Source organism: Rhodanobacter sp. FW021-MT20 (assembly GCF_041107475.1).
GTDB lineage: Bacteria > Pseudomonadota > Gammaproteobacteria > Xanthomonadales > Rhodanobacteraceae > Rhodanobacter_A > Rhodanobacter_A glycinis.
The window spans coordinates 477,304-500,055 of record NZ_JBGBPX010000001.1; the positions used below are offsets into that span (position 1 = coordinate 477,304).

Below are 22,752 nucleotides of genomic sequence, written 5' to 3' on the forward strand. Positions count from 1 at the left end.
GTCCGACACGCTGTCGGATGCGCGAAAAAGGCGACCCATGGTCGCCTTTTTCGTATCTGACAAACTGCTTCGGCAAACCGCAGGGCAAGGTCAGCGGGTAGACGACTCCGGCGTGGGCATCACGGGATCGAGCCGCTCCTGCTCCAGGCGAATCGGCTGTTGCATCAGCGTCTGTGCCAACGGTTCCCAACCGGCCCGGCTCGCCCAGTGGCACATCGCTGCCAGCACGGGCGTCGAAGGCACGTCGGCGATGCGCAAGAGCGAAGCCTCCAGGTCAGTGGGCGACATCAGCCATGGCTGCAAAACGCGGCCGGCACCGCGCGCGGCCCCGGCCAGCACCGCGGCAATGCGGAAGCCGCCCTCGTCGATATCGCCCCAGTGGTAGACCGGACAGGTCGACGGCAAGCTCTCCAGAATGCGCGCGTACGCCGTTCGCCACGCAGGCGATGGCATACCGCCGGTATAGAGCAGCAAGCCGGCAGCCGCATCCGGTGAAAGTGCGGCGTCATGAAAACTGGCGAGGTTCTCGATGCTCAGAACATAGTCTGCCGTCACCGCCACCGACTGCACCGATTCGACCGGCAAGCCCAGATAGGGACGCACCAGCGGCGCGCTGGCATCGGTCAACACGACCCTGCCGCAGCCGGAAATCAACAGCGGTTGTGGTTCGCGGCGCAGGCCGATCGCCGACCACACTTCCTCTTTCGACAAGCCGCTAGCGGCCAGCTCCCCGGTGACCAGCAACTCCAGCCACGTGGTCAGCTTCTCCAGCCGTTTGCTGTCGCCAAACAGGCGCACGCTCTCGCGACGCAGGATGCGTTCGTGACCGGCGTCGTCGGCACGGGCCGCGACGGCAATCGCCGCGTCCGACAGGTCCCTGGCGGCTTCCGGGCCGCAACTGCGCAGCTTGCGTCCGCTGCGCCAGGCGTCGAGCACGTCGGCGATGACGGGGAAGCGTTCGACCCATGCCGCCAGACGGGAAGCGGCTTCGGTCACGCGGTCGTCCAGCAACGGCACATCAAGATGGCGCGCCAATGCGGGAAGATCCGCTACGCCCAGACGCAGCAGGCGCGAACCATCACCACTGCGGGCTTCGCGCTGTACGCTGACCGCACCGTCGCGCTCGGCCAGCGCCACCTCGGCATGGAAACGTTCCAGCTCGGCCAGCGAGCGCAAATCCGTGTATTCGCGGGTACTGCCCATCGGCAGCGAAACGTGTTCATCAGCGCCACGCAGACGCGCACTTTCGGCGCGGCGCAGCAGGCGCTCGAGCACGCTGCGCGCCGCGCTCATGCGCTCGATGACTCACGGGCGATGCGGGCAGCTTCCTCGGCCAGCAAGGCCGGATGCAGATCAAACTGGTCGCTCAGCAGCAGGTCGCGTGCCGCCTGCTTTACCTCGATGCGTTCGGCCTGCAGCAGGTCGCCATCGCGGAACAGTTCGATATAGCTTTCCAGCACGCCGCTCAAGGTGCCTTGGGCGGTGTCCGGCGCGGCCAGCACCAGTTGCAGGCCGAGCGAGCGCAGGTAATCGACCACGGCGCGGGCGTTCTGCGCGTCGATCTTGTCGCCGAATTCATCGAGCAGGATCAGGCCGATGCCACCGGGCCACGCCTCGCTCTTGCCGTAGGCGGCCGCCAGCGCGGCACCGGCGATCACGTACAGCGGCGCACGATGCTCGCCGCCCGACCCCGAGCGCATGCGTTCGCTGAGCGTGCCGACCACGCGTTCGTCCTGCCGGATCTGCACCTCGAAGCGGAAGAAGCGGCGGTAGTCGTCCAGCGGTGACGTACTGCCGCGCGTCGTGGCGTTGTCCTCGATCAGTTCGCGGAACGCGGCAGGCACTTCGCCGGCACTGCCGAACAGGTTGTCCTCGCCGCCGACATCCGCGGCGCGCTGGATGAAGCGATGCAGCTCGCGATACTCCGGCGCCACCTCGTAATGGAACTGGTAGCGCTCGTTGTTGGAGAACGCAGGACTGCCGCGCAGCGTGCGGTTGAGCGTAGTGATCTGGTACCTGAGCTTGCTGAAGTTGTCGTACAGCGTGGAGGCCACGTTGCTGCGGAAGGTCTCCACCGCGGTGGCGTAGGCCTCGTCGGCCTGCCCCTGGTAGTTGGCCAGTTCGGTATCGCGCAAGTGATGCAGTTCCTTCTGCAGCAGCGCCTGCGCCGGACGCCACTGGTCCGGGGCGAATTCCATGCCGAGGCCATGGTCCTTCGCATACTGGGCCAACCCGCTCCAGGCTTCGGGCAACAGGCTGCGCAGGCGTGCATCGCTTTCGCCGGCACGTTCGGTACAGCGCTTGCCGCGTTCTTCCAGCGAGGGGAATTTCGCGTCCAGTTCCTCGCGCTGGCGCTCGACCCGTGCGTTGTCGACATCGGCATCGCGGAAGGCCTCGACGGCGCGCTGCGCCACCATCGCTTCCTGCGCGCGCAGGCCGTCGAACAGGCGTTGCGCCTCTTCGACGGCACGCGCTGCCAAGGCTTCTTCACCAATCAGGCGGTTGCTCTGCTTGCGCCACTCGGCCATGCGCTCGTGCAGCTCGCGCACCTGTTCGGCCAGTCGCAGCAGATCCGGGTTGAGCGTGGACTCGCGATTTTCCAATGCGGCGCGATAGCGCTGGGCGACCTGGCGATGCTCCAGCACGCGATCGTGCAATGACTGCGCCGGTTCGTCGGGGTTGCTCAGTCGTGCCAGTCCGCGCTGGCAGGCTTCGGCACGGCGCAGTTCCGGTTCGAGCTGGCGCACGTCGCGCTCGGCCGCTTCGATGTCTTCGCGCAGCACGCGCTGGCGCGCGCGGTTGTCGGTGGCGCCGATCTTCAAATCACCGGCCGCCGGCAGGCGCAGCCGTTCGATGCTGCCGCCCTTGGCCAGCAGGCCGTCACGGGTCAGGCCCTGGCGGCTGCGGATCAACTCGGCCTCGGTTTCCACGCAGCGCAGTTCGCCGAGCTGGCGGCGCAGGAAGGCGAGCGCATCGGCGTTGTCGCCATCGAGCAGCGCGGCCACGCTGTCGGATGCAGGCCGGTCGTTGCCGCGGCTGTTGCGCGCCTGGCTGCTCAGCGCCAGCTTCACGCCGTAGACGCTGCGCCCACCCTGCAGCGAGCGATACAGTTTGGTGGCGCGTTCCTCGTCGGTGGCAGGAATCAGCAAGGCCTCGACGTTGCTGCGCAAATAGGCTTCGATCACCGGTTGCCACGCGGCATCGGTGACCCGCACCAGGTCACATACCGGTCGCGCGTCGATCCCTTCGTCGTGCAGGTAACTCATCAGGCGCACGGCATCCGGGTTCAGTTCGGCCTGGCCGGCAGCGAGCCGCTTCTGGTTCTGGCGGGCAGCGGCGAGCCGCGCCTGCGCGTCCTCGAAGGTGGCATGCAACTGGCGCGCGTGGCCGTCTGCCGCGGCGATCAACGGGCCAGCCACTGCCAGCGCCTGGTGCGCCTGCGCATGCAATGAAGCGGCATCCCACGGCAGCTCGGCGTCGGCGGGCAACGCCACCAGCGTGTCGTACCAGCCATGCCACGCGGCCTGTGCGTGTTCCAGCATCGCGGCATCCACGTTGGGCAAACCGAGTTTGCCGAGCGCGAGAAACTGTTCGCGCACGAAGCTGATCTCGCGCAACAGTTCCTTCTTCAAGCGCGCCAGTTCGTTGCGATCGCGCGCAGCCAGTTCGTCGATCTGCGCCTGTTCGCCGTAGCCCTGGCTGCCCTGCAGGCGCGCGCTGGCCTGCTGGTGCGCGTCCTCGGCCGACTGCTGTTCGAGGGTCGATTCCTGCAAGGCGCGCCGCGTGGCGGCCAGCTTGTCGGTGGCCTGCTCGCTGGCCTGCTCGGCCTGGTCGACCTGCTCGGCCAGCAGGTCACGGGCGTATTCGGCGGCCAGCGCCCGATAGGATGCGGCACGCGTGGCCTGCGTGGCGATCTTGGCATATTGCTGCTCGACGCCCTCGGCCGCATCAATGCGCTCGACCACTTGCGCGATCTTTTCCTTCAACTGGCGAAACGATTCCAGCAGCCCGCGGAAACGCGCAATGTCGGTGGGCCTGTCCTCGGCCACCAGCGTACGCACGAACAGGTCGACGTCCTCGACACGCTGCAGGTTGAGCGCGTTCTGGAACGCCTTGCGATAAGCCGCGACATCCGGGTGCGCGGTGGGCGCGGCACGCAGGCGGAACAGCAGATCCTTGACGAAGCGTTCGCTGGTCGGATGCAACTCCAGCTTGCCGTTGGCATCGCGACAGCGGCGCACCGCCAACTCGCGGAACGCGGCCCACTCCAGCGGCAGCTCGCGACCCTTGCTGCGTTCCAGATGATCGTCCAGTTCCAGCGCCACGCCGGGCAGCAGGTACTGGCCGTACAGACGGTGATCCGGTTCGTCGGCCGACGCGCCCAGCGCGATGCCGGCGGTCAGCGGCACGCCGCTGTCCTGGTCGCGGAACACCAGGCTGATGTAGGTGGTGGCGGTGCGCCGTTTGCGACCTTCCTCGCCGCTGCGAAACACGCCGAGGCAGTAATCACGAATGCTGCGCGCCCGCGCGCTGCCGCCGGCCTGCGCATTGAAACGGATGCGACTGCGGTCGCCACCGAGCAGCACGATCTGCAATGCATCCAGCAACGCGCTCTTGCCGGCACCGTTCGGCGCGATGATCGCGCTGGTGGCGTCCAGCGTCAGGGTCTGCGCCTCGAACAGGAAAAACTGCACCAGGTGCACACGCTCAAGCAGCTGCATCGTCGTCCTCCGTGACATCGGTGTCGGTGTCGGCGTCGTCGCGAGCTTCATCCGGGATGTCGTCGTCGCGATTATGCTGGTCCAGCCGCTGCAGCCATTGCTCGCCGACGATCTCCACGATGGCCGGGCGTACGCGCAAATGGAACGGCTGCGGATCGTCGCCCTCGGTATCGACCAGGCGGCATACACCCCAGCGTTTGAGCGTCCGGACCAGCGTGCGCAGCGTGCCGACCTCGGGCATCGCGCGACCAGCCAGCGCCGGATACGCCTCCTGCAGGTCGGGCAGCTCGACCACCACTTCGCCCTGGTCCTCGATCTGACCCTGGCGCATCGCCTCGTCGTAGCGCTGGCGGAGCACCAGCAACAGCAGGGTTTCGTCCAGCGTCACCGGCGTGCCTTCGCCGTGCGTGGGCAGCGCCACCACGTAGCGATAGTGCGCGTTGCGTTCCAGCCGGATGCCGAGCGGTTCGAGCACGGCAAGATAATCGTCGAAGTGATCCTCGATCAGGTGATACGCCGTGCGTGCGTTGCGATCGCTGGCGTAGAGCACTTGCTCGGTGACCAGGCGATAGGCGGCGCGCTCGAAATCCTGCACGGCGTACACGCCGTTGGAGATCTGGCTGAGCGTGTTCCAGCTGCGTTTCATGCGGTTTTCCGTAATCGATGCACGGCGAAGCGCGGTGCGCGCAGGTAGCCGTTGTCGCCCGCTTCGCCCGCGTCGAGCAGTTCCACGCGGAAGCCGCGCTGCAGGCGACCCAGCGGATCCTCGCGGCGCAAGCCACCAATGCGGCGACTGCGCAATGCTAGGGTAAGCAGGGTCTGATAGGCGCGCAGATCCTCGATCGAGCCGATCGACAATTGCGTGGAGTCGATGCCACCTTCGGGCGGCAAATGACGACCGAGGTAGCGGGCCATGTCCTCGGCGTTGACCAGCCGTGCGCGCTTCATCCGGCGCAGCAAACTGAGTCGCGCCAGCTGCTCGGGCGTGGGCTGCTGCATGGCGTTGGCGCTGCGCGGAATCGGCTGCGGCTTGCGTCGAGGCGGGCGCAATTGCGCGTCATCCATCAGTGCACCGGGTGCCACCGGCAGACGCAGTGCATCTTCCGGCGCCTGCAACACGCCACGGCAGGCACGACGCAGCAGCACGTCGAGCTTGGCCGGCGCGCGCAGACGGTAGTCGAGGAAGGCCAGTGCGCGGCGATTGGCCTGGCGGATGTCCTCGTCCAGCCGACCGAGATATTCGTCGATGCGTTCAAGCTCGTGCAGCCGGCGCAGACTGCGTTGCAAGCGCAGCTCGGCGCGCTCGGTATCGCCGCCGGTCAGATGCTCGCGATACCAGCCGAGCATGGCTTCGTGCAGCGACGCGTCTTCCACCTGCTGCGCCATCGACAGGATCGCGCTGCGCCGTGCCAGCGGATGGTCGGCCTTGTGCAGGTCGGCGTAGTCGCCCACGAAGAAGCTGCTGACGTAACGTTCGAACCACTGCCGCGCAAACTGCGCCGTGGTTTCCGAACGGCTCAGCTCCGGCATTAGGTCGCGCACCTTCAAACTCATCGAAGACAGCGACACCAGCAATCGCCGCGCCTGGTCGGCGGCCTCGTCCAGCGCATCGCCAAACGCCTTGCCGTCCACCACCTGCTGCAATTGCAGCTCGATCGAACGCACCTTGGCCGAGACGAACGTCGGACCATGCTCGGCGAACTCGACCAGGGTGGATAGCAGCTGCGACACCACCGGCATCATCGACACCATTTCGCGCGCACCCACGCGCTCCTGACGCAACCAGCCGGTGGAACGAAAGCGTTCGTAGATCGCGTTGGCGCGTTCCAGCAACGAGGCGCCCGGCGCGCCGCCCTCGCCGCCGTCTTCATCCACCCACGGATCGTCGGTGAGCAGATAGCGCTCGACCGCGCCGGTGATTTCGCGCCGCTGAAAGCCGATGCTGGGCGGCAACGGCGCGTCCGGCCCGAAGAACTCGTCGAACAACCGACACAACAGTTCCCAGTAACGCTCGCGATTGGCACTCGCCAACGGACCAAACAGCCCGCCCGGCACCACCGAAAACAGCGGCGGCACGCTGGTGCTCAAGCAAGGCTCCGTGAGGACATGGGATGGCTTGGAATCATGCTCCGGATTATGGCGCAACGAGGCCGAGGCTACCCAGCCGGTGGCGTTAGTGGGTGTGTCGTGCCTCCGGAGCGCGCTCGCCTGAGTGCCGCCACCTAGGGTGTCGGGATTTCTCCCGTCTGCCGACGGGCGAGTCACTTTCTCTCGCTTGCCCGAGAGAAAGTAACCCAAGAGAGGGGCACCCTGCGTTCGCGCCCACCGGCTCTACGAGCCGGAGGGTCCGCGCACGGCTACAGGGGTTCGCCGACAGGACTTCCTGCCCTGGCGTCGAACTGGCCGGCATCCCTGCCAGCCACCCTGCGGGCCTGATCCTCCGCCGTGCGCCGCTTCTCGAAGGGAAGGAAAAAGCCGCACACCGCAGCGCCAAGCTCGACCACACGCCCCTGCTCTTCCTAACCCTCAGTTTTCGGTGACGGCGCGGCGTGGCCGTGCGTGTAACAGGAAGTGTCACGCAAGTTCCAAACACCTCGACCGCCAAGGCTTGTAGGGTCGGCGGGTCCCACAGGCCATTTCTCTGGGTTACGTCTCTTTGGGCCAGCAAAGAGAGGTAACTCGGGCGCCGGCAGGCGCTCGAAAGCCCGCCGCAGGCGAGCAATCTAGCGACCACGTCAGAACGAGCAAAAGCCCCCCGCAGGCGAGCCAGTGTGCGCCCCCCCCTCCCCTCCTTAGCCACATACACCAACAAGAAGATGCCTACTCCGCCCCCACACCCACAGCGCGCCCCCGGCGCCCAAACCGCTGCTGCAGCCGATCCATATAAAGATAAATCACCGGCGTCAGATACAACGTGAGCACCTGCGACACCAGCAACCCGCCCACCACCGCCAGCCCCAGTGGTCGCCGCGACGAGGCACCCGCGCCAATGCCAAGCGCGATCGGCAAGGTGCCGGCGAACGCCGCCATCGTGGTCATCATGATCGGGCGGAAACGCACGTGGCAGGCCTCGACGATGGCCTCGGCCGGCGACATGCCCTCCACGCGCTGCCGCTCCAGCGCGAAGTCGATCAGCATGATCGCGTTCTTCTTGACGATGCCGATCAGCATCACGATGCCGACGAACGAGAACAGGTCCAGTGGCGCGTGGAAGATCATCAGCGTGAGCAACGCACCCACGCCCGCGGCTGGCAGGCCGGACAGGATCGTCAGCGGGTGGATGAAGCTTTCGTACAGGATGCCCAGCACCAGGTAGATCACGAACAGCGCCAGCGCCAGCAGCAGGCCCATGCCCTGCAGGGATTGCTCGAACGCCTGCGCCGTGCCCTGCACGCTGCCGGTGATCGACGCGGGCAGGTCCAGCTTCTGCATGGCGCCGTCGATCTCGCCCACGGCCTGGCTGAGGCTCACGCCCGGCGCGAGGTTGAACGAGATGGTCACCGCGGGAAGCTCGCCCTGGTGATTCACGGTCAGCGGCTGCGAGGTGCGCTTGAACGTCGCCACCGCGCTCAACGGCACCAGCGTGCCGGTGTTGGAGGTGACGTACAGCTGCGACAGCACCGCCGGATCATTCTGCTGCGCGTAATCGACCTGCAGGATCACCCAGTATTGCGTGGCCGAACCGTAGATCGTCGACACCTGGTTCTCACCGAACGCACTGCCCAGGGCCGACTGCACCTGATTCATGGTGAGCCCCAGCGGCGCCAGCTTGTTGCGATCCACATGCACGCTGATCGCCGGGCCGTTGAGGTCGAGATCGCTGGTGACATCCTGGAAACCGGGCAGCTTGGCGAACGCGTCGAGCACCTTGCCCGACTCGCCATACAACGCGCTCAACTCGGTCGACTGCAAGGTGTACTGGTATTCCGCCTTTGACGAGCGCCCGCCCACCTGAATCGCCGGCGGGTTCTGGATGTAGGCGCGGATGCCGGGAATCTTCGCGAACTTCTGGCGCAGCTCCTGGATGATCTGCGACGGATCGAGCGCCCGTTCGCCCTCCGGCTTCAGGCGCATGAAGATCGAGCCGTTGTTGGTGGTGGCGCGCGAGCCACCCGAGCCCACCGACGACATGTAGCCGGCGATATTCGGGTCCTTCGCCACGATCGCCGCCAGCTCCTGCTGGCGCTTCATCATCCCGGTGATGGAGATGTCGTCGGGACCTTCCGTGTTGACGATCAGCTGGCCACTGTCGCCCGCCGGAATGAAATCCTTGTTGACCACCACGAACAGCAGCGCCGTCGCCAGCAGGCTGGCAAAGAACACGCCCAGCACCACCCGCGGATGTTCCACCGACCAGCCCAACGAACGGTTGTAGCCATCGCGCACATGGTTGAAGCCGCGGTCGAACAGCAGCGCCACGCGCGATTTTTTCTCGTGCTCGGCATGCTTGACGAAGCGACTGCACAACATCGGCGTGAGGGTGATCGAGACAAAGCCCGAGATCAGGATCGCGGTACTGATGACCACGGCGAACTCGTGGAACAGGCGCCCCACGATGCCGCCCATGAACATCACCGGCAGGAACACCGCCATCAACGACAGCGTCATCGAGAAGATGGTGAAACCGATCTCGCCGGAACCCTTCAGCGAGGCCTCGTACGGGTCCATGCCGACCTCGACATGGCGCACGATGTTCTCCAGCATCACGATCGCATCGTCCACCACGAAACCGACCACCAGGGTCAGCGCCAACAGCGAGAGATTGTCCAGGCTGTAGCCCAGCGCATACATCACGCCGAAGGTACCGATCACCGATACCGGCAACGCCAGCGCGGGAATCAGCGTGGCCGATGCGTTGCCGAGGAACAGGTAGATCACCAGGATCACCAGCACACCGGCCAGCAGCAACGTGTACTGCACGTCGTCGACCGAGGCACGGATCGAATCGGAGCGGTCGTACAACACGTTCAGCTTGATCGATGGTGGCAACGTGGCCTCGAACTGCGGCAGCACCGCGCGGATGCGATCGATCGTGGCCACCGTATTCGAGCCGGGCTGACGATCGATCGCCAGCACCACCGCGCGCTTGCCGTTGTACCAGCTGGCCACCTGGTCGTTCTGCACGCCGTCCGACGCATGCCCAAGCTGCGACAACGTTACCGGCGCGCCGTTGCGATAGGCCACGATGATGTGGTTGTACGGCGCCGCATCCTGCAGCTGGCCGTCCGAACTGATCTGCAGCAACTGCCGGCTGCCATTGAGCGAGCCGGTGGCAAGATTGACGTTGGCGTCGGCAATCGCCTTCTGCAAGGTGTCGATGCCGATACCGTTGGCCGCCAGCTTGGCCGGGTCGACACTGATGCGCACCGCGTACTTCTGCGAACCGAACACGTTCACCTGCGCCACGCCCTCGATCATCGAGAGCTCCTGCGCCAGTTGGGTTTCGCCGTATTGATCCACGGTGGACAGCGGCAGCGTGTCCGAACCGAGCGTGAGATAAAGGATGGCCTTGTCCGCCGGGTTCACCTTGCGGAACGTGGGCGGCGTGGGCATGTTGGTGGGCAATTGGCGCTGCGCCGCCGAAATGGCCGCCTGCACATCCTGCGCGGCGCCATCGATGCTGCGGTTGAGATCGAACGTCAGCGTGATCCTGGTCGACCCCAGTGCGCTGGTCGAGGTCATCTGGTCGATGCCGGCGATGGTGGAGAACTGGTTCTCCAGCGGCGTCGCCACCGCGGTGGCCATCGTTTCCGGCGACGCACCCGGCACGCTGGCGCTGACCGAGATGGTGGGGAAATCCACGTTCGGCAGTTCGTTCACCGGCAGATGCGGATAGGCGACCACGCCGAACACGATCAGCGCGATCATCAGCAGCGCCGTCATCACCGGCCGGCGAATGCACAGGGCGGGAATGTTCAAAGGATTCGCACTCCGCGCAAACCGTGTCGTGTTTGGTCGCGACACACCCCGAGACACGAACCCTCACCGCGGCTTTGCTCCCTCTCCCCGCCGGGGAGAGGGTTGGGGTGAGGGGCCAGCCTCGCCTCGCCCCTGCTCACCCTTCCACCACTTTCACATGCGAACCGTTGGTCAGCAGCATCTGGCCATCGGTGACCACTGTTTCGCCACCGGCCAGGCCCTTGCTGATCACCAGTCGACCATGGCTGTCCGGGCCGGCCGTCACCATCCGCTGCTGCACCGTGTGGTCCGCACTCACCACGAACACGAAACTGCCCTTCGGCGAGTTCTGCAACGCCTCCACCGGCACCGTCACCACGTTGACCAGGCGCGTGGTGGGCAAGCTCACCTGCAGGAACTGGCCGGGCGTGACGCGATCATCGGTATTGGGGGATTCCGCCTTCAACTGGATCGTGCCGGTGCCGGCATCCACGGTGTTGTTGATGAAATCCAGCGTGCCCGTGAGCGGCGCGCCCCTGGTGCCGGGAACCGTGGCACTCACCGCCACCTTGCCGCGCGCAAAGGCCGCCCGGATGCCATCCAGCGACGCTTCCGGCACGGAGAACGTGATGTAGATCGGCTGCACCTGGTTCAACACCACCAGATCGGTGCCATTGGCGGTGACCTGTGCACCGGGGTAAACCAGCGGCGCACCGGCGATGCTGTTCACCGGCGCGGTGATCCGGGCGTAGCCGAGCTGGGTCCGGGCCATTTCCACGGCAGCCTGGTCGGCCTTCACCGAAGCGGCGTAGATGCCCACGTTGGCCTTGTAGTTGTCGTAGTCGGTCTTCGACACGTAGCCCTTGGACAGCAACGGCGTGTAGCGCGCCAGCACGCTTCGCGCCTGGGTCAGTTGCGCCTGGTCCTTCGCCAGCTCGCCGCGCGCCTGGTCCAGTTGCGCCTGCAGCAGGCTGGGATCGATTTGCGCAATCACCTGCCCCGCGTGCACATGGCCGCCCGGCGTGAAGGCCAGCGACTGCAATTGCCCGCTGACGCGCGATTGCACGGTAACGGTGGAATACGCCTCGGCGCGGCCGATCACCTTCAGCGCGAGATCAAGATTGCCGCGCGCGGCCACCGCCACCTTCACCGGCACCACCGGCGGCGCCTTGGTTGCATGCGCCTTCTCATGACTGCCGAGCCAGCCGTGCAGAGCCACACCGATGATCGCCAGCGCCACCACCGCCAGCAGCATGTTCTTCCGGGAATTGCGTTGCATGGTTTCTCCGGCCCTTGGCCGTCGACACGACAAGCGCAGCTTGATGCGGTCATGTCGGATATGACGAAGTTCGTCAGGAACGTGTCTCGCTATCAACGCGCATGACGTCGATCAGTTGACCTCCCGAGGGGCCATTCTGCGCCATTTCAGGGTTGCGCCGGGCGGTACCGATGGCACATGACAAGGCGGCGCATGCGCGCATGACGTGCCACGCGCGCGGCCGTCTATGCCGCCGGATCGATGGGCTCGTCGGCACTTTCCAGTGCCTGCAGGTTTTCCTTGATGCGGTTCAGTACCGCGATCATGTGCGCCATGTCGTCATGGGCGATGCCTGCGGTGGCGTCAACGCGCAGGCCCTGGGCGATGCGTTCCATGTCACCGATGACATCGTGCGCCTGCTCGGTGGTATGCAGGCGCCACGCGCGACGATCCTTCGGATCGGGACGACGCTCCACGAAGCCGGCCGCCTGCAGGCGATCGATCACCCGGCCCACCGCGATCGGCTCCATTTCCAGGAACTCGGCCAGCTCGGTCTGGCGCAGGCCCGGGCGGTGGTACAACATCTTGGTGGCGCGCCATTGCGCGCGGGTCAAACCGAACTTCACCGCGCGACGATCGAAGTGCTTGCGGAACAGCAAGGTCACGTCGCTCATCAGGTAACCGAAGGAAATGTCTTCCGTTTTCGCCATGGTCTGTCGCACCCTCCATCTTGCATATCCCAAGCATATCGCCTGCGCATGTCCATCAGCGTGATCACCGCCGACATCGTCCGCCTCGACGTGGACGCCATCGTCAACGCCGCCAATGAAACACTGCTGGGCGGTGGTGGGGTCGACGGCGCCATCCATCGCGCCGCCGGACCGCAACTGCTGGCCGCCTGCCGCGCCCTGCCGGAGGTTTCAGCCGGCGTACGCTGCCCCACGGGCGAAGCACGCATCACGCCGGGCTTCGAGCTGCCGGCACGCTGGGTGATCCACACCGTGGGCCCGGTCTGGCACGGCGGCCACCATGGCGAACCCGAGCTACTGGCCCGCTGCTACCGCGCCAGCCTCAAGCTGGCCATGGCACACCGAGTACAGTCCATCGCCTTCCCTGCGATCAGTTGCGGCGTCTATGGCTACCCGCCCGAGCTCGCCGCGCCCATGGCCATCGCCACATTGCGCGAAACGCTGCGTGGATCGCCCAGCCTGCACGTGCAATTTTGCGCCTTCAGCGAATACATGCGTGCCATCCTTCAGCGCGCACTGGACGCGTCGACCTTCGGGTAGGAGCGCACCCTGTGCGCGATGCTCTTGCGTGGACATGCCGAAGAGCATCGCGCACAAGGTGCGCTCCTGCCAAAGCCCCGTCGACAAGAGCGACTGAAACCACGCCTGTCGTCTGCGACGAAAAGCGCTTCAACGTGACCCAAGGTCGAACGGGTACAGCGGCGGCAACGGTGAATCGTCTCCACCGGCGGTGTCGTTTCGCCACGCAAAACCGCGCGCGAAAGTCGCCGCCAGATCCACACCCTCGCCTGCCGGCGTGCCGCCGTATTGGCGCTGCTGGATGGCGGCAATCGCGGCGCGTTGCGACGAGGACGACAAGGCAGCCGACAACTCGCCCAGGTTGCGCAAGTTCGGCCGTTCCACGCGCGCCCACGCCAGCAAGGCATGCGCCTGGATCGAGGCATCGTCGCCACGCGCCGCCTGCATGAAGGCTTCGCGCAACGCCCGTGTGGCAGGCGGTGCCGGGATGACGGGCTCGACACGCGTCACCGCACCCTTCGCTGCTCCACGATGACGCCGGTACCACCACCAACCCAGCATGCTCAACAGCCACAACAGCAGGCTGGCCAACGCAATCCAGCGCCACCACCTCACCTGGCCATGCGACGAAGCCGCCACTGCGGAGGTTGGCGCCGATGCCGCGCTTGCCGGTGTTGGCGCCGCAGCCGTTGATGTGGAAGCCGCCGGCGCCGCACCACTGGTACCAGCGGTCGCCGGCAGCACCGTGAAGCTGCGCGCGGGAATGCTCGCCGTTTCCGCCTGGCCACTCTGCACGTTGAACCATTTCAGCGTGGTGGCCGGAATCGTCAGCGTGCCGGTCCGCTGCGGCACCACCGCAAAGGCGCGCTCGCGCTTGCCGTGCATCCACTTGCCGTCGTCGCTGGTGCTGTCCACGGGACGGTCGGGATAGACCGTCGCGCCACTCAACGCGGGCAGGCTCGGTTCGGGCAACACGTCGGCCGGCAGGCCGCTCGCCTGCACGCTCATGTGCAGGTTCAACGGCTGCCCCACATGCAGCTCGCCATTCGCCGGCAGGCCATCCAGCGTAAGCGTGAGCTGTCGCGCCGGCAGCCAGCTGCTGCTGCCCCAGTCCGCCGGCGGCGCCTGCACATGCAAGCTCACCGCGGGCGACGCCGCCGAGACCGAAGTGCCCCCGCCGAACAACCCGTTCTGGCCGAAGAAATTGCCCGGATCCATCGGGTTCGACGGATCGTCCGCCGTGCCCTGGAATTGCAGCGACGGGATCTCCAGCGTGCCGGCATGATGCGGCACCAGCGCATAGCGCCGTTCAAGCACGTGGTATTGGCGCCCGCCACGCTCGGCATCGTAATTGAGGCTCTTGCCCAGCTTGTGCACGTCCACGCCGGCCAGTTGCGGTTCGTCCAGCGAGCCGCTGAGGTTGACGTCGTAATACAGCCGCACGGTGTACACCAGTTGCTGTCCGACGTAACCGTGGTCCGGCTCGACGCTGGCCTCGACGAATACATCCTTGCCACTGTTCGCCGCGGCATTCGGGTCGGGCGGCGTCACCGTCAGCAGCAACGGCGAAGTATGCCCACCGGCCACCGCCAGCGACGGCACCTTGAGTTGCCCCACGTGCTTCGGCCGCAATGCGATGCCGATGGTGAACTGCGCGCTGCGGCTGCCGTTGACGATGCTGATGCTGCTGTTGGTGGAACTGCCCAGCACCTGGAAATCCTTCGCCAGCGGACTCAGGTCGGGCATGTCGATATTGCCATTGCCGTCCACGCTGAGATTCAGCGTGACGGTCTCGCCAAGCTGCACCCGGCTGCGATCCAGCGTCGCCCGCACGCCACTGGCACAGGCCCATGCCGGCAGCAGCAACACGAGCAGCAACAGTGCCAGCCGAGCTCTCAGGGTCACGCTCATGGTTGTCCATCCTCCGCCGGCGCGCCGTTCTGGCGCTCCTGGTATTCAAGCTGGAACTTGCGTCGCAACAGCGCCCCCGGATCGTCGGGCACTTGCTGCAGCGCCTGGCGTACGTTGGCCGGCAACTTCGACAGCGGATCGTTCGCGTCGTCGGCACCCAATTGATGTACCGGCGCCGGTTTGCCGGTCGACTTGCCCTCGTGTGCCAGCGCCTGGTTCATCTGCTTGCCCAGCGCCTGCTCGGCCTTGGCGGCCTGCGCCTGTTGCGCAGCGCGCTGTTGCGGCGTCGATGCGGGTGGCGCGCCAGCTTTCTGGTCCGAGTCCGGCTTGTCATTGCCTGGCTTGGCAGAGGCAGCGCCCTGGTCCTGCTTGCCCTGCGATCCCTTTTCCGACGCATCCTTCTTGCCGGCATCGGGTTGCCCCGAAGTAGGCGACTGCGATGCCTTGTCCGCATCCTTGCCTTGCCCGCTCTTGCCCTGCTTGCCTTGATCCTTGTCGTTGCCCTTGCCCGACGCATTCGAGCCGCCGCCCCCCTGCGACTTCTGCTTGTCCTGGCCGCCTTGCCCGTTCTTGTCCTGCGACGACTTCTGTTGTTGTTTCTGCCGCCGCATGGCGTCTTCCACCGCCTTGCGGTTGGCGCGGGCATCATCGTTGTGCGGATTCAGTTGCAAGGCGTGGTCATAGGCCTTGATCGCCTCCGGATAGCGCCCCAGTTTCGCCAGCGCGTTGCCCAGGTTGTACGGCGCATCCGCGCCCCTGGCTTGCTGCAACGCCTGGACGGCCGCGGGATAATTGCCGGCCCGGTAGGCCGCGGCGCCGCGCAGTGCCGGGTCGCGGGCGAGTTGTTCGGCCTGTTTCGGATGGCCGTCGCGCAAGGCGCTGGCGGCCCGCTGGTCGGGCCGTTGCCACCAGTCATGCCAGCTTGAATCCTGCCAACCTTCATGCGCCGCCGCAGCATGGGCCGGCGCAGGCACCGCCAACGGCAGCAACACCAGGGGAAGCAACAACAACCAGCCACGGCGAAAACCCAGCGCAACGATCAACAACAGCGGCAGCAACAGCCACGGTCCACGGTCCTGCCAGGCATCGCCTTGCTGCCCGACGGCCACGCTCGCGTGACTCGCCGGCTGCAGTTCACTGCGCAGGGCGGTGATGTCGCTGTCGTTGTCGCTCATCGGCACATAACGTCCACCACCGGCCGACGCCAAGGCGGCAAGCGCCGCGTCGTCGCGCCTGGCCAGCACCAGGTTGCCATGCGCATCGTGCAGGAAACTGCCGTCGCCCAGCGGCACCGGACCACCTTGCGCAGTGCCCACGCCAAGTACGGAAACACGCACGCCTTCGGCACGCGCCTTGCGCGCCGCTGCTTGTGCGGCGTCACCGGCCGTATCGGTGATGAGCACCAGCGAACCGGCCTTGGCCTTGGCGTCGCGAATCAGGGCTGCACCTTGCGCAATCGCCTGCGCCGCGTTGTTGCCATCCACCGGCATGGTGTCCGGCGCCATCGCGTCGAGCAGGTCGGACAGGCTGTGCGCATCGCTGGTCAGCGGCGCCACCACGAAGGACTCGCCGGCATAACCGATCAACGCGTTGAGTCCGTCGCGATTGGCGCTCAGCAAGTCGTGCGCCTTGTAGCGCGCCCGGTCGATCCGGCTCGGTGCCACGTCGCGTGCCAGCATGCGCTGTGACAGCGAGATTGCCACGACCTGGGCGGCGCGATCGGCATACAGCGGTTGCGCCACGCGACTCCAGGTGGGACCGGCCAGCGCCAGCACGCCCAACAGCCAGCCGAGTGCCAGCAATCCGGACGGCACGCGTCGGCTGCTCGGGCGGCCATGCAGCAGATGCGGCAACAGTTCCGCATCGACCAGTCGCGACAACTCGCGTTGTGCCGTGTCGCCACGCGTGCCCAGCCAGAGCAGCAGCGGCAACGCCAGCAAGGCCAACAGCCACCATGGCTGCAGGAAATGAAACTGATGCAGGAGCTGGCTCATGCGCGCCGCTCCCGCCACTTCGGCCAGCACGCCAGCAGCAGCAACAGCGCGGCAGCCAGCAACGGCCAGCGGAACAATTCATGATGCAGGCGCAGGCTGGGGCCGTGTTGCGGCATCGGCTCCAGCGCATCGATGGCACGATAGGCCCCGGCCAGCTGGTGGCTGTCGGTGGCGCGGAAAAACTGGCCGCCGGTCATGTCGGCGATCTTGGTCAACATGTCCGCGTCGAGATCCGCCGACGGATTGATCAGCTGGCTGCCGAAAAAGCCCGGCACGCGCATGCGCGTGGCGCCGATGCCGATGGTGTAGATGCGCACACCGGCGGCCTTCGCCGCGCGTGCCGCATCCAGTGGCGCGATGCTGCCGGCATTGTTGACGCCATCGGTCAGCAGGATCAGGACGCGCGACTGCTCGGGCAATGCGGAAAGCCGTTTCACCGCCACGGCGATGGCATCGCCGATCGCCGTCTGCGTACCCGCCAGGCCCACGGCGGCGCCGCGCAATTGCGCGCGCACGGCGCTGAGGTCGTACGTCAGCGGGGTGACCAGAAATGCGCGGCTGCCGAACAGGATCAGGCCCAGCTCATCGCCGCTGCGCCGCGAGATGAAATCCCCGGCAATCGCCTCGACCGCACCGAAGCGGCTGACCGATTGCCCGGCCAGCTCCATGTCCGGCGTCTGCATGCTGCCGGACAGGTCCACCGCCAGCATCAACGCGCGCCCACTGTGGTGCTGCGCTTGCGGCGGCCCCAGGCGTTGCGGCCGGGCAGCGGCAGCCAGCAGGCACAGCCACGCGAGCGCCAACAACCAAGGCAGTGCGCCGCGTACCGTGGCGCCGCGGGCTTCGTGCAGTACCAGTCCCGGTTGTGGCAGATGCAGCGCCTGTCCGGGCGCAGCCGGGCGCAACCAGAGCCGCAACAGCCACGGCAGCGGCAGCAGCACGAACATCCACGGCCAGGCGAAATCAGGCATGTTCCGGCGCCTCCTGCTTGCGTGGCTGCCGACGCCATGCGGCCGACAACCATTCGCGCGTGGCGGCCAGCGCTGTGGCCCGGTCGAACGTGCCCATCGGTTGGTACATGCGTTGTTCCAGCAGCATCAACACGTCAACCGTGCTGGCTTTCACCTTTACCCGGGCCAGGGTCTGCCGCCACGCATCGCCGCGCTTTTGCACGGCAGTCGCGTCGTAGCGGCGTGCACTACGACGCAGCAATTGATGCAATCCGCGCGCCAGCGCCTCGTCGTCGGCATGGCGAGCGTCCAGCGCAGACACTTCCGCCAACACGCGCTGGCAGGCGCGTCGTCGCCGGCGCCGCCGCAATCCGAAAAGCACGCCAAGGCCAAGCAGCACGAGCAATAGCGCGGCAAGCAGCCACCAGCCCGGCGCTGGCGGCCACCACGGCGGTGACGGCGGCATGTGAATGTCGCGCAATACCAGTTTTGGGGGTGCGGACGGCAGCGCCGGCATCATCGCCGACCTCCACGGGTCCGCAGCAAGGTCGCCACGGTGTCGACCGGATCGGCCGCGGTATCGATACATTGCAGCGGCAAGGCCAGCGAACGCGCCACGCTTTGCAGCCGTGCCTGCCCCGCACCGAGGCTGGCCTGGAAATCGCGCCTTTCGCGTTCGGCGAGCAGCAGCACCTCGCGTTGCTCGCCGGCATGTTCGAGGGGATAACGCCCCGGTGCCGGCAAGGCCAGCTCCAGGGCATCCGCCACCACCATCACGTAGACGGCGGCATGCCGCCGCATATCCAGCAAGCGGCCACGCGCGGCTTCATCGCAACTCCAGCCGTCGCTGATCAGCAGGACGCGGCTGGCACCGTGTTGCAGTCGCCGTACCCGTTGCAGGGCTGCAGACAGCGATTCACCAGCGTCATCTGGCTGGCCATCCCATTCGGCCAGCGCACCACATGCAGCCAGCGCGCCGCGCACGCCGCCGCGCGGTTGCAGCACGTGCTGGCGCCCGCCGAAAGCCATCAAGCCGACCCGCTCACCGGCACGTACCGCATGCCATGCGGCCAACGCGGCCACGCGCGCGGCCTGCACCGATTTGAAGCGGGCACGGGTACCGAAACGCATGCCGGCATGCTGGTCCAGCACGATCAGCAGGCGACCTTCGCGCTCCTCCTGGAACAGCTTGGTGTGCAATTTGCCGCTGCGCGCGGTGAGTCGCCAGTCGAGCCGGCGCACGTCGTCGCCGGGCTGGTAGGCCCGTGATTCGGCGTAATCCATGCCGCGTCCGTAGAGCCGGCTGGATTGCTGGCCGGCGCGGGCGGCATGACTCTCGGTCGGCACCAGCGCGGAACGCGCCACGCGGGCACGCAGGCCGATCAGTTCATCCAGGTTGACCCGCGTGCGGCCATCGCCGACTGGCGGCTGTGACGGCACGGCACTCATGGCAATGGCACGAGATCCAGCAAACGGGTGATCACCTGGTCGCTGCGCACGCCTTCAGCCTCGGCCTCGTAGCTGAGCAGCACGCGATGGCGCAGCACCTCGTGGGCAATCGCGTGCACGTCATCCGGCAACACGAAATCGCGTCCGGCCAACCACGCATGGGCACGGGCACAGCGATCCAGCGCGATGGTGGCGCGCGGACTGGCGCCCCAGGCAATCCAGCGTTTCAGCTCTGGCCCGTAGCGGCCGGCATCGCGACTGGCCAGCACCAGTTGCGCGATGTATTCCTCCAAGGCTGGCGCCATGTGCACGGCCAATGCCGCCTCGCGCGCGGCGAACACATCGGCCTGGCTGAGCACGGCCTTCGGCGCGGCATGGGGGTGCATCTGCTGACGTGCCTGCTCGCGGGCCAGGCGCAGGATCGCCAGCTCGGACGCGGCATCGGGATAATCGATACGCACATGCATCACGAAGCGGTCGAGCTGGGCTTCGGGCAACGCGAACGTACCTTCCTGCTCGATCGGATTCTGCGTGGCCATCACCATGAACAGGTCCGGCAACGGCCAGGTGCTGCGACCCACGGTGATTTGCCGCTCGGCCATCGCCTCCAGCAACGCCGACTGCACCTTGGCGGGCGCGCGGTTGATTTCATCGGCCAGCACGATGTTGTGGAACAGCGGACCACGCTCGAACTCGAAACTGCCCGACTGCGGGCGAAAGATGTCGGTACCGGTGAGATCGGCCGGCAACAGGTCCGGCGTGAACTGCACGCGGTGGAAATCCGCCTTGATGCGCTCCGCCAGCGCCTTCACCGCCGTGGTCTTGGCCAGGCCCGGCGCGCCTTCCAGCAGCAGATGGCCATCGGCCAGCAGCGCTACCAGCAGGCAGTCGATCAGGTGTGGCTGGCCGATGACGCCTTGTTGCAACTCCTCGCGCAATCGCGCGAACGATGACTGCAAGGAGTCGGCCGGCTGGCCCTGGGGCATGTCCATCATGGGGTATCCGTTGTTCTGCATGGTGCCGTCATTGACCACGAACAGGCCCGAAAGTTTGCCATGCGACGGCACGCCGCAGATTCGAGCTCGCCCGCAAACGAAAGGGGCGACCGATTGGCCGCCCCTTTGGCTACACGTGTGACGTCTTATTGCAGGTTGTCGTTCAAGATGCGCGGCGTCACGAAGATCAGCAGTTCGGCCTTGTCGTTCTGCCGCGTGGTCTTGCGGAATAGCGTGCCCAAGATCGGGATATCGCCCAGGCCCGGCACCTTCACCACCGAGTCGTTCTTGGTGATCTCGTAGATGCCACCGAGCACCACGGTCTGCCCGTTGTCGACCAGCGCAGAGGTGTTCACCGAGCGTGTGTCGATCAGCGGCACCTGGCCGTTGGGCGTGTCCACCATCTTGTTCAGCGCGTCCTTCTTGACGTTGATCGCCAGGTAGATGCGGTTGTCGGCGGTGATCGTCGGGGTCACCTTCAGCTCCAGCACGGCGTCCTTGAACTGCACCGAGGCAGTGGGCGTGCCCGAGTTGCCGACACTGCCCTGGTAGGTGACGTAGCCGATTTCCTGGCCCTGGCGGATATCCGCTTCCTGCTGGTTGGCGGTAATCACGCGCGGGCTGGAGATGACCTCGCCACGACCTTCGGTCTGCGCTGCGGAGAGTTCCAGATCCAGCGCGTAGTTCTTGCCCAGGATGGCGAGACCCAAGGCACCAGCCGGGGACGTAACCGGCAGGTTCACGTTAAGTCCATTCGGCCCACCGACAGTACCGGTGGTACCACTTGAGGAGCCCGTCGAAGTGGTCGTGCCGGCCAATTGCCCACCTATCTGCACCACCTGCCCACTGGGGTTGACCCTCTGCCCATTGGCGCCCCACTTCACACCCAGATCGCGCTCGAAGCTGTCGGTCGCAATCACGATGCGCGATTCGATCAGCACCTGCCGTACCGGCTTGTCCAGCTCCGCAACCAGCTTGCGAATATCGGCCGTCTTCTCGGCGGTGTCGTTGAGCAACAGCGTATTGGTGCGCTGGTCGAAAGACACGCTGCCACGCGGAGACAGGAAGCCGCGACTGGTGTTTGCACCGCCACTGCCACCGCCGCCATTACCTTGCTTGGCGCCCGTAGTCAGCAACTTGGCGATCTCGGACGCCTTGCCATAACTGATCGGGATGAAGCTGGTGATCAGCGGCGCGTTGTCCTGGGCCTTCATGCGGGCCTCGGCCACGCTCTGCTCGTAATCGGCCAGTTCCTTCTGCGGGGCGATCCAGATCACGTTGCCGTCGCGACGCTTGTCCAGGCCCTTGGCGCGCAGGATCACGTCCAGTGCCTGGTCCCATGGCACATTGACCAGCCGCAGGGTGACGCTGCCGCCCACGGAATCGGAGGCGACCAGGTTGAGGCCGGAAACATCGGCGAGAAGTTGCAGCGCCGAACGCACCGGGATGTCCTGGAAATTGAAGGTCACGCGATTGCCGGTATAGACAGGCTGCAAATCGCCCTTGGCCGCCGCTTCCGCCTTGGGATCCACCTTCTTCGGTGCGATTTCAACCACGTACTGGTTACCGGTCTGGTAGGACGAGGTATCCACCGCCCCCTTGAACGCGATCTCCATATGCGCGCCGCCGGGAGTGGCACGCGTGGCGATGGACTGCACCGGCGTGGCGAAGTCGAGCACGCTCAGGCGCTGGGCTTGGCTGGCCGGCAGATTCACGTGATCGAGATCGACCAGAACCCGATCGCCCTCGCGACGCATGTTGGCGTGCGCGCCGGGACCGGCGAAGTTGATCAGCACGCGGCCGGCACCGTTCGCGCCACGGCGGAAGTCGATGTTGGTCACGGCCGGGCCGTCCATCGCCGAAGGCAGCGCCTTGGACGGATCGAGGTTGGCGGTCGTGGGGGTCGCGTCCGCAGCGGAGCCGTTGTTGACGGTCAGTATCAGGCTGTCACCCTCGACCTTGGTCAGGTAGGTCGAGCTGCGCATCAGCTCCACCAGCACGCGGGTACGGCCACCAGCGGAAACGGCCGTAACGCCCGAGGTGGAACCTACGCCGACATCGGTATGGCGTGCGGCACCGTTCACCGTGTCCGGCAGGTCGACCGCGATGCGCGGCGGATCGTCGGTGGTGAAGATCCGCGGCTGCGGCACCGGGCCGTTGGCGAAATCGAGGTGAAGTGCCACGCGACCGCCCGGGAGCGTTTCGGCGTGGATGTCCTTCAGCGTGGTTGCCGCTGTCGCGTCAGTCGCCCATGCGGCGCCACCGATCAGCAGGCCTACCATCAGGCAACGGCTTGCGAGGCGCATGG

At 66.3% G+C, this 22,752-nt stretch carries 15 protein-coding genes; 1 reads left to right on the top strand and 14 read right to left on the bottom strand.

Going from position 1 to position 22,752, the window contains the following annotated elements; genetic code table 11:
• Positions 1 to 90: 90 nt before the first annotated feature.
• The 7 genes from AB7849_RS02330 to AB7849_RS02360 form a co-directional block, all read right to left on the bottom strand.
• Positions 91 to 1,293, bottom strand: a complete 1,203-nt coding sequence (locus AB7849_RS02330; protein WP_008214051.1) for a Wadjet anti-phage system protein JetD domain-containing protein — start codon at positions 1,291 to 1,293, stop codon at positions 91 to 93.
• A complete protein-coding gene (locus AB7849_RS02335; protein ID WP_008214053.1) occupies positions 1,290 to 4,721 on the bottom strand; it encodes an SbcC/MukB-like Walker B domain-containing protein in 3,432 nt (1,143 codons plus the stop codon). Before AB7849_RS02335 ends, AB7849_RS02330 begins: the two co-directional genes overlap by 4 nt.
• The gene (locus AB7849_RS02340) at positions 4,708 to 5,367 is read right to left on the bottom strand and encodes a DUF4194 domain-containing protein (protein WP_008214054.1); all 660 of its coding nucleotides are present in this window, start codon (positions 5,365 to 5,367) and stop codon (positions 4,708 to 4,710) included. Before AB7849_RS02340 ends, AB7849_RS02335 begins: the two co-directional genes overlap by 14 nt.
• Positions 5,364 to 6,809 (bottom strand): Wadjet anti-phage system protein JetA family protein, encoded by a 1,446-nt coding sequence (locus tag AB7849_RS02345; RefSeq protein ID WP_008214055.1) that lies wholly within the window; start codon positions 6,807 to 6,809, stop codon positions 5,364 to 5,366. Before AB7849_RS02345 ends, AB7849_RS02340 begins: the two co-directional genes overlap by 4 nt.
• A 732-nt stretch (positions 6,810 to 7,541) precedes the next feature.
• On the bottom strand, positions 7,542 to 10,640 hold the full coding sequence (locus tag AB7849_RS02350; protein ID WP_369500517.1) for an efflux RND transporter permease subunit: 3,099 nt from the start codon (positions 10,638 to 10,640) through the stop codon (positions 7,542 to 7,544).
• A gap of 136 nt (positions 10,641 to 10,776) precedes the next feature.
• The gene (locus AB7849_RS02355; protein WP_008211538.1) at positions 10,777 to 11,898 is read right to left on the bottom strand and encodes an efflux RND transporter periplasmic adaptor subunit; all 1,122 of its coding nucleotides are present in this window, start codon (positions 11,896 to 11,898) and stop codon (positions 10,777 to 10,779) included.
• Between the two features lie 224 nt (positions 11,899 to 12,122).
• Positions 12,123 to 12,587 carry a MarR family winged helix-turn-helix transcriptional regulator gene (locus AB7849_RS02360; RefSeq protein WP_008211540.1) on the bottom strand — a complete coding sequence of 155 codons (465 nt, stop codon included), beginning with the start codon at positions 12,585 to 12,587 and terminating at the stop codon, positions 12,123 to 12,125.
• Positions 12,588 to 12,635: 48 nt separating this feature from the next.
• Between AB7849_RS02360 and AB7849_RS02365 the strand changes: the two genes are divergently transcribed.
• A complete protein-coding gene (locus tag AB7849_RS02365; RefSeq protein ID WP_008211541.1) occupies positions 12,636 to 13,166 on the top strand; it encodes an O-acetyl-ADP-ribose deacetylase in 531 nt (176 codons plus the stop codon).
• Between the two features lie 129 nt (positions 13,167 to 13,295).
• Here AB7849_RS02365 and AB7849_RS02370 read toward each other — a convergent pair whose 3' ends face one another.
• The 7 genes from AB7849_RS02370 to pilQ all read right to left on the bottom strand — a co-directional run bounded on the left by AB7849_RS02370 (position 13,296) and on the right by pilQ (position 22,750).
• On the bottom strand, positions 13,296 to 15,056 hold the full coding sequence (locus AB7849_RS02370) for a BatD family protein (protein WP_008211543.1): 1,761 nt from the start codon (positions 15,054 to 15,056) through the stop codon (positions 13,296 to 13,298).
• Complete coding sequence (locus AB7849_RS02375; RefSeq protein ID WP_037099844.1) at positions 15,053 to 17,050, bottom strand: tetratricopeptide repeat protein; 1,998 nt, start codon at positions 17,048 to 17,050, stop codon at positions 15,053 to 15,055. The genes AB7849_RS02370 and AB7849_RS02375 overlap by 4 nt, the downstream gene beginning before the upstream one ends.
• Positions 17,047 to 18,021: a VWA domain-containing protein gene (locus tag AB7849_RS02380; protein WP_008211547.1), complete on the bottom strand. Its 975-nt coding sequence runs from the start codon at positions 18,019 to 18,021 to the stop codon at positions 17,047 to 17,049. Before AB7849_RS02380 ends, AB7849_RS02375 begins: the two co-directional genes overlap by 4 nt.
• Positions 18,014 to 18,520, bottom strand: coding sequence for a DUF4381 family protein (locus AB7849_RS02385; protein WP_008211549.1), 507 nt, complete (start codon positions 18,518 to 18,520; stop codon positions 18,014 to 18,016). The genes AB7849_RS02380 and AB7849_RS02385 overlap by 8 nt, the downstream gene beginning before the upstream one ends.
• Positions 18,517 to 19,449, bottom strand: a complete 933-nt coding sequence (locus tag AB7849_RS02390; RefSeq protein WP_008211550.1) for a DUF58 domain-containing protein — start codon at positions 19,447 to 19,449, stop codon at positions 18,517 to 18,519. Before AB7849_RS02390 ends, AB7849_RS02385 begins: the two co-directional genes overlap by 4 nt.
• Positions 19,446 to 20,441 carry an AAA family ATPase gene (locus AB7849_RS02395; RefSeq protein ID WP_008211552.1) on the bottom strand — a complete coding sequence of 332 codons (996 nt, stop codon included), beginning with the start codon at positions 20,439 to 20,441 and terminating at the stop codon, positions 19,446 to 19,448. Before AB7849_RS02395 ends, AB7849_RS02390 begins: the two co-directional genes overlap by 4 nt.
• Positions 20,442 to 20,590: 149 nt before the next feature.
• Positions 20,591 to 22,750, bottom strand: a complete 2,160-nt coding sequence (gene pilQ / locus AB7849_RS02400; protein ID WP_008211554.1) for a type IV pilus secretin PilQ — start codon at positions 22,748 to 22,750, stop codon at positions 20,591 to 20,593.
• Positions 22,751 to 22,752: the final 2 nt, after the last annotated feature.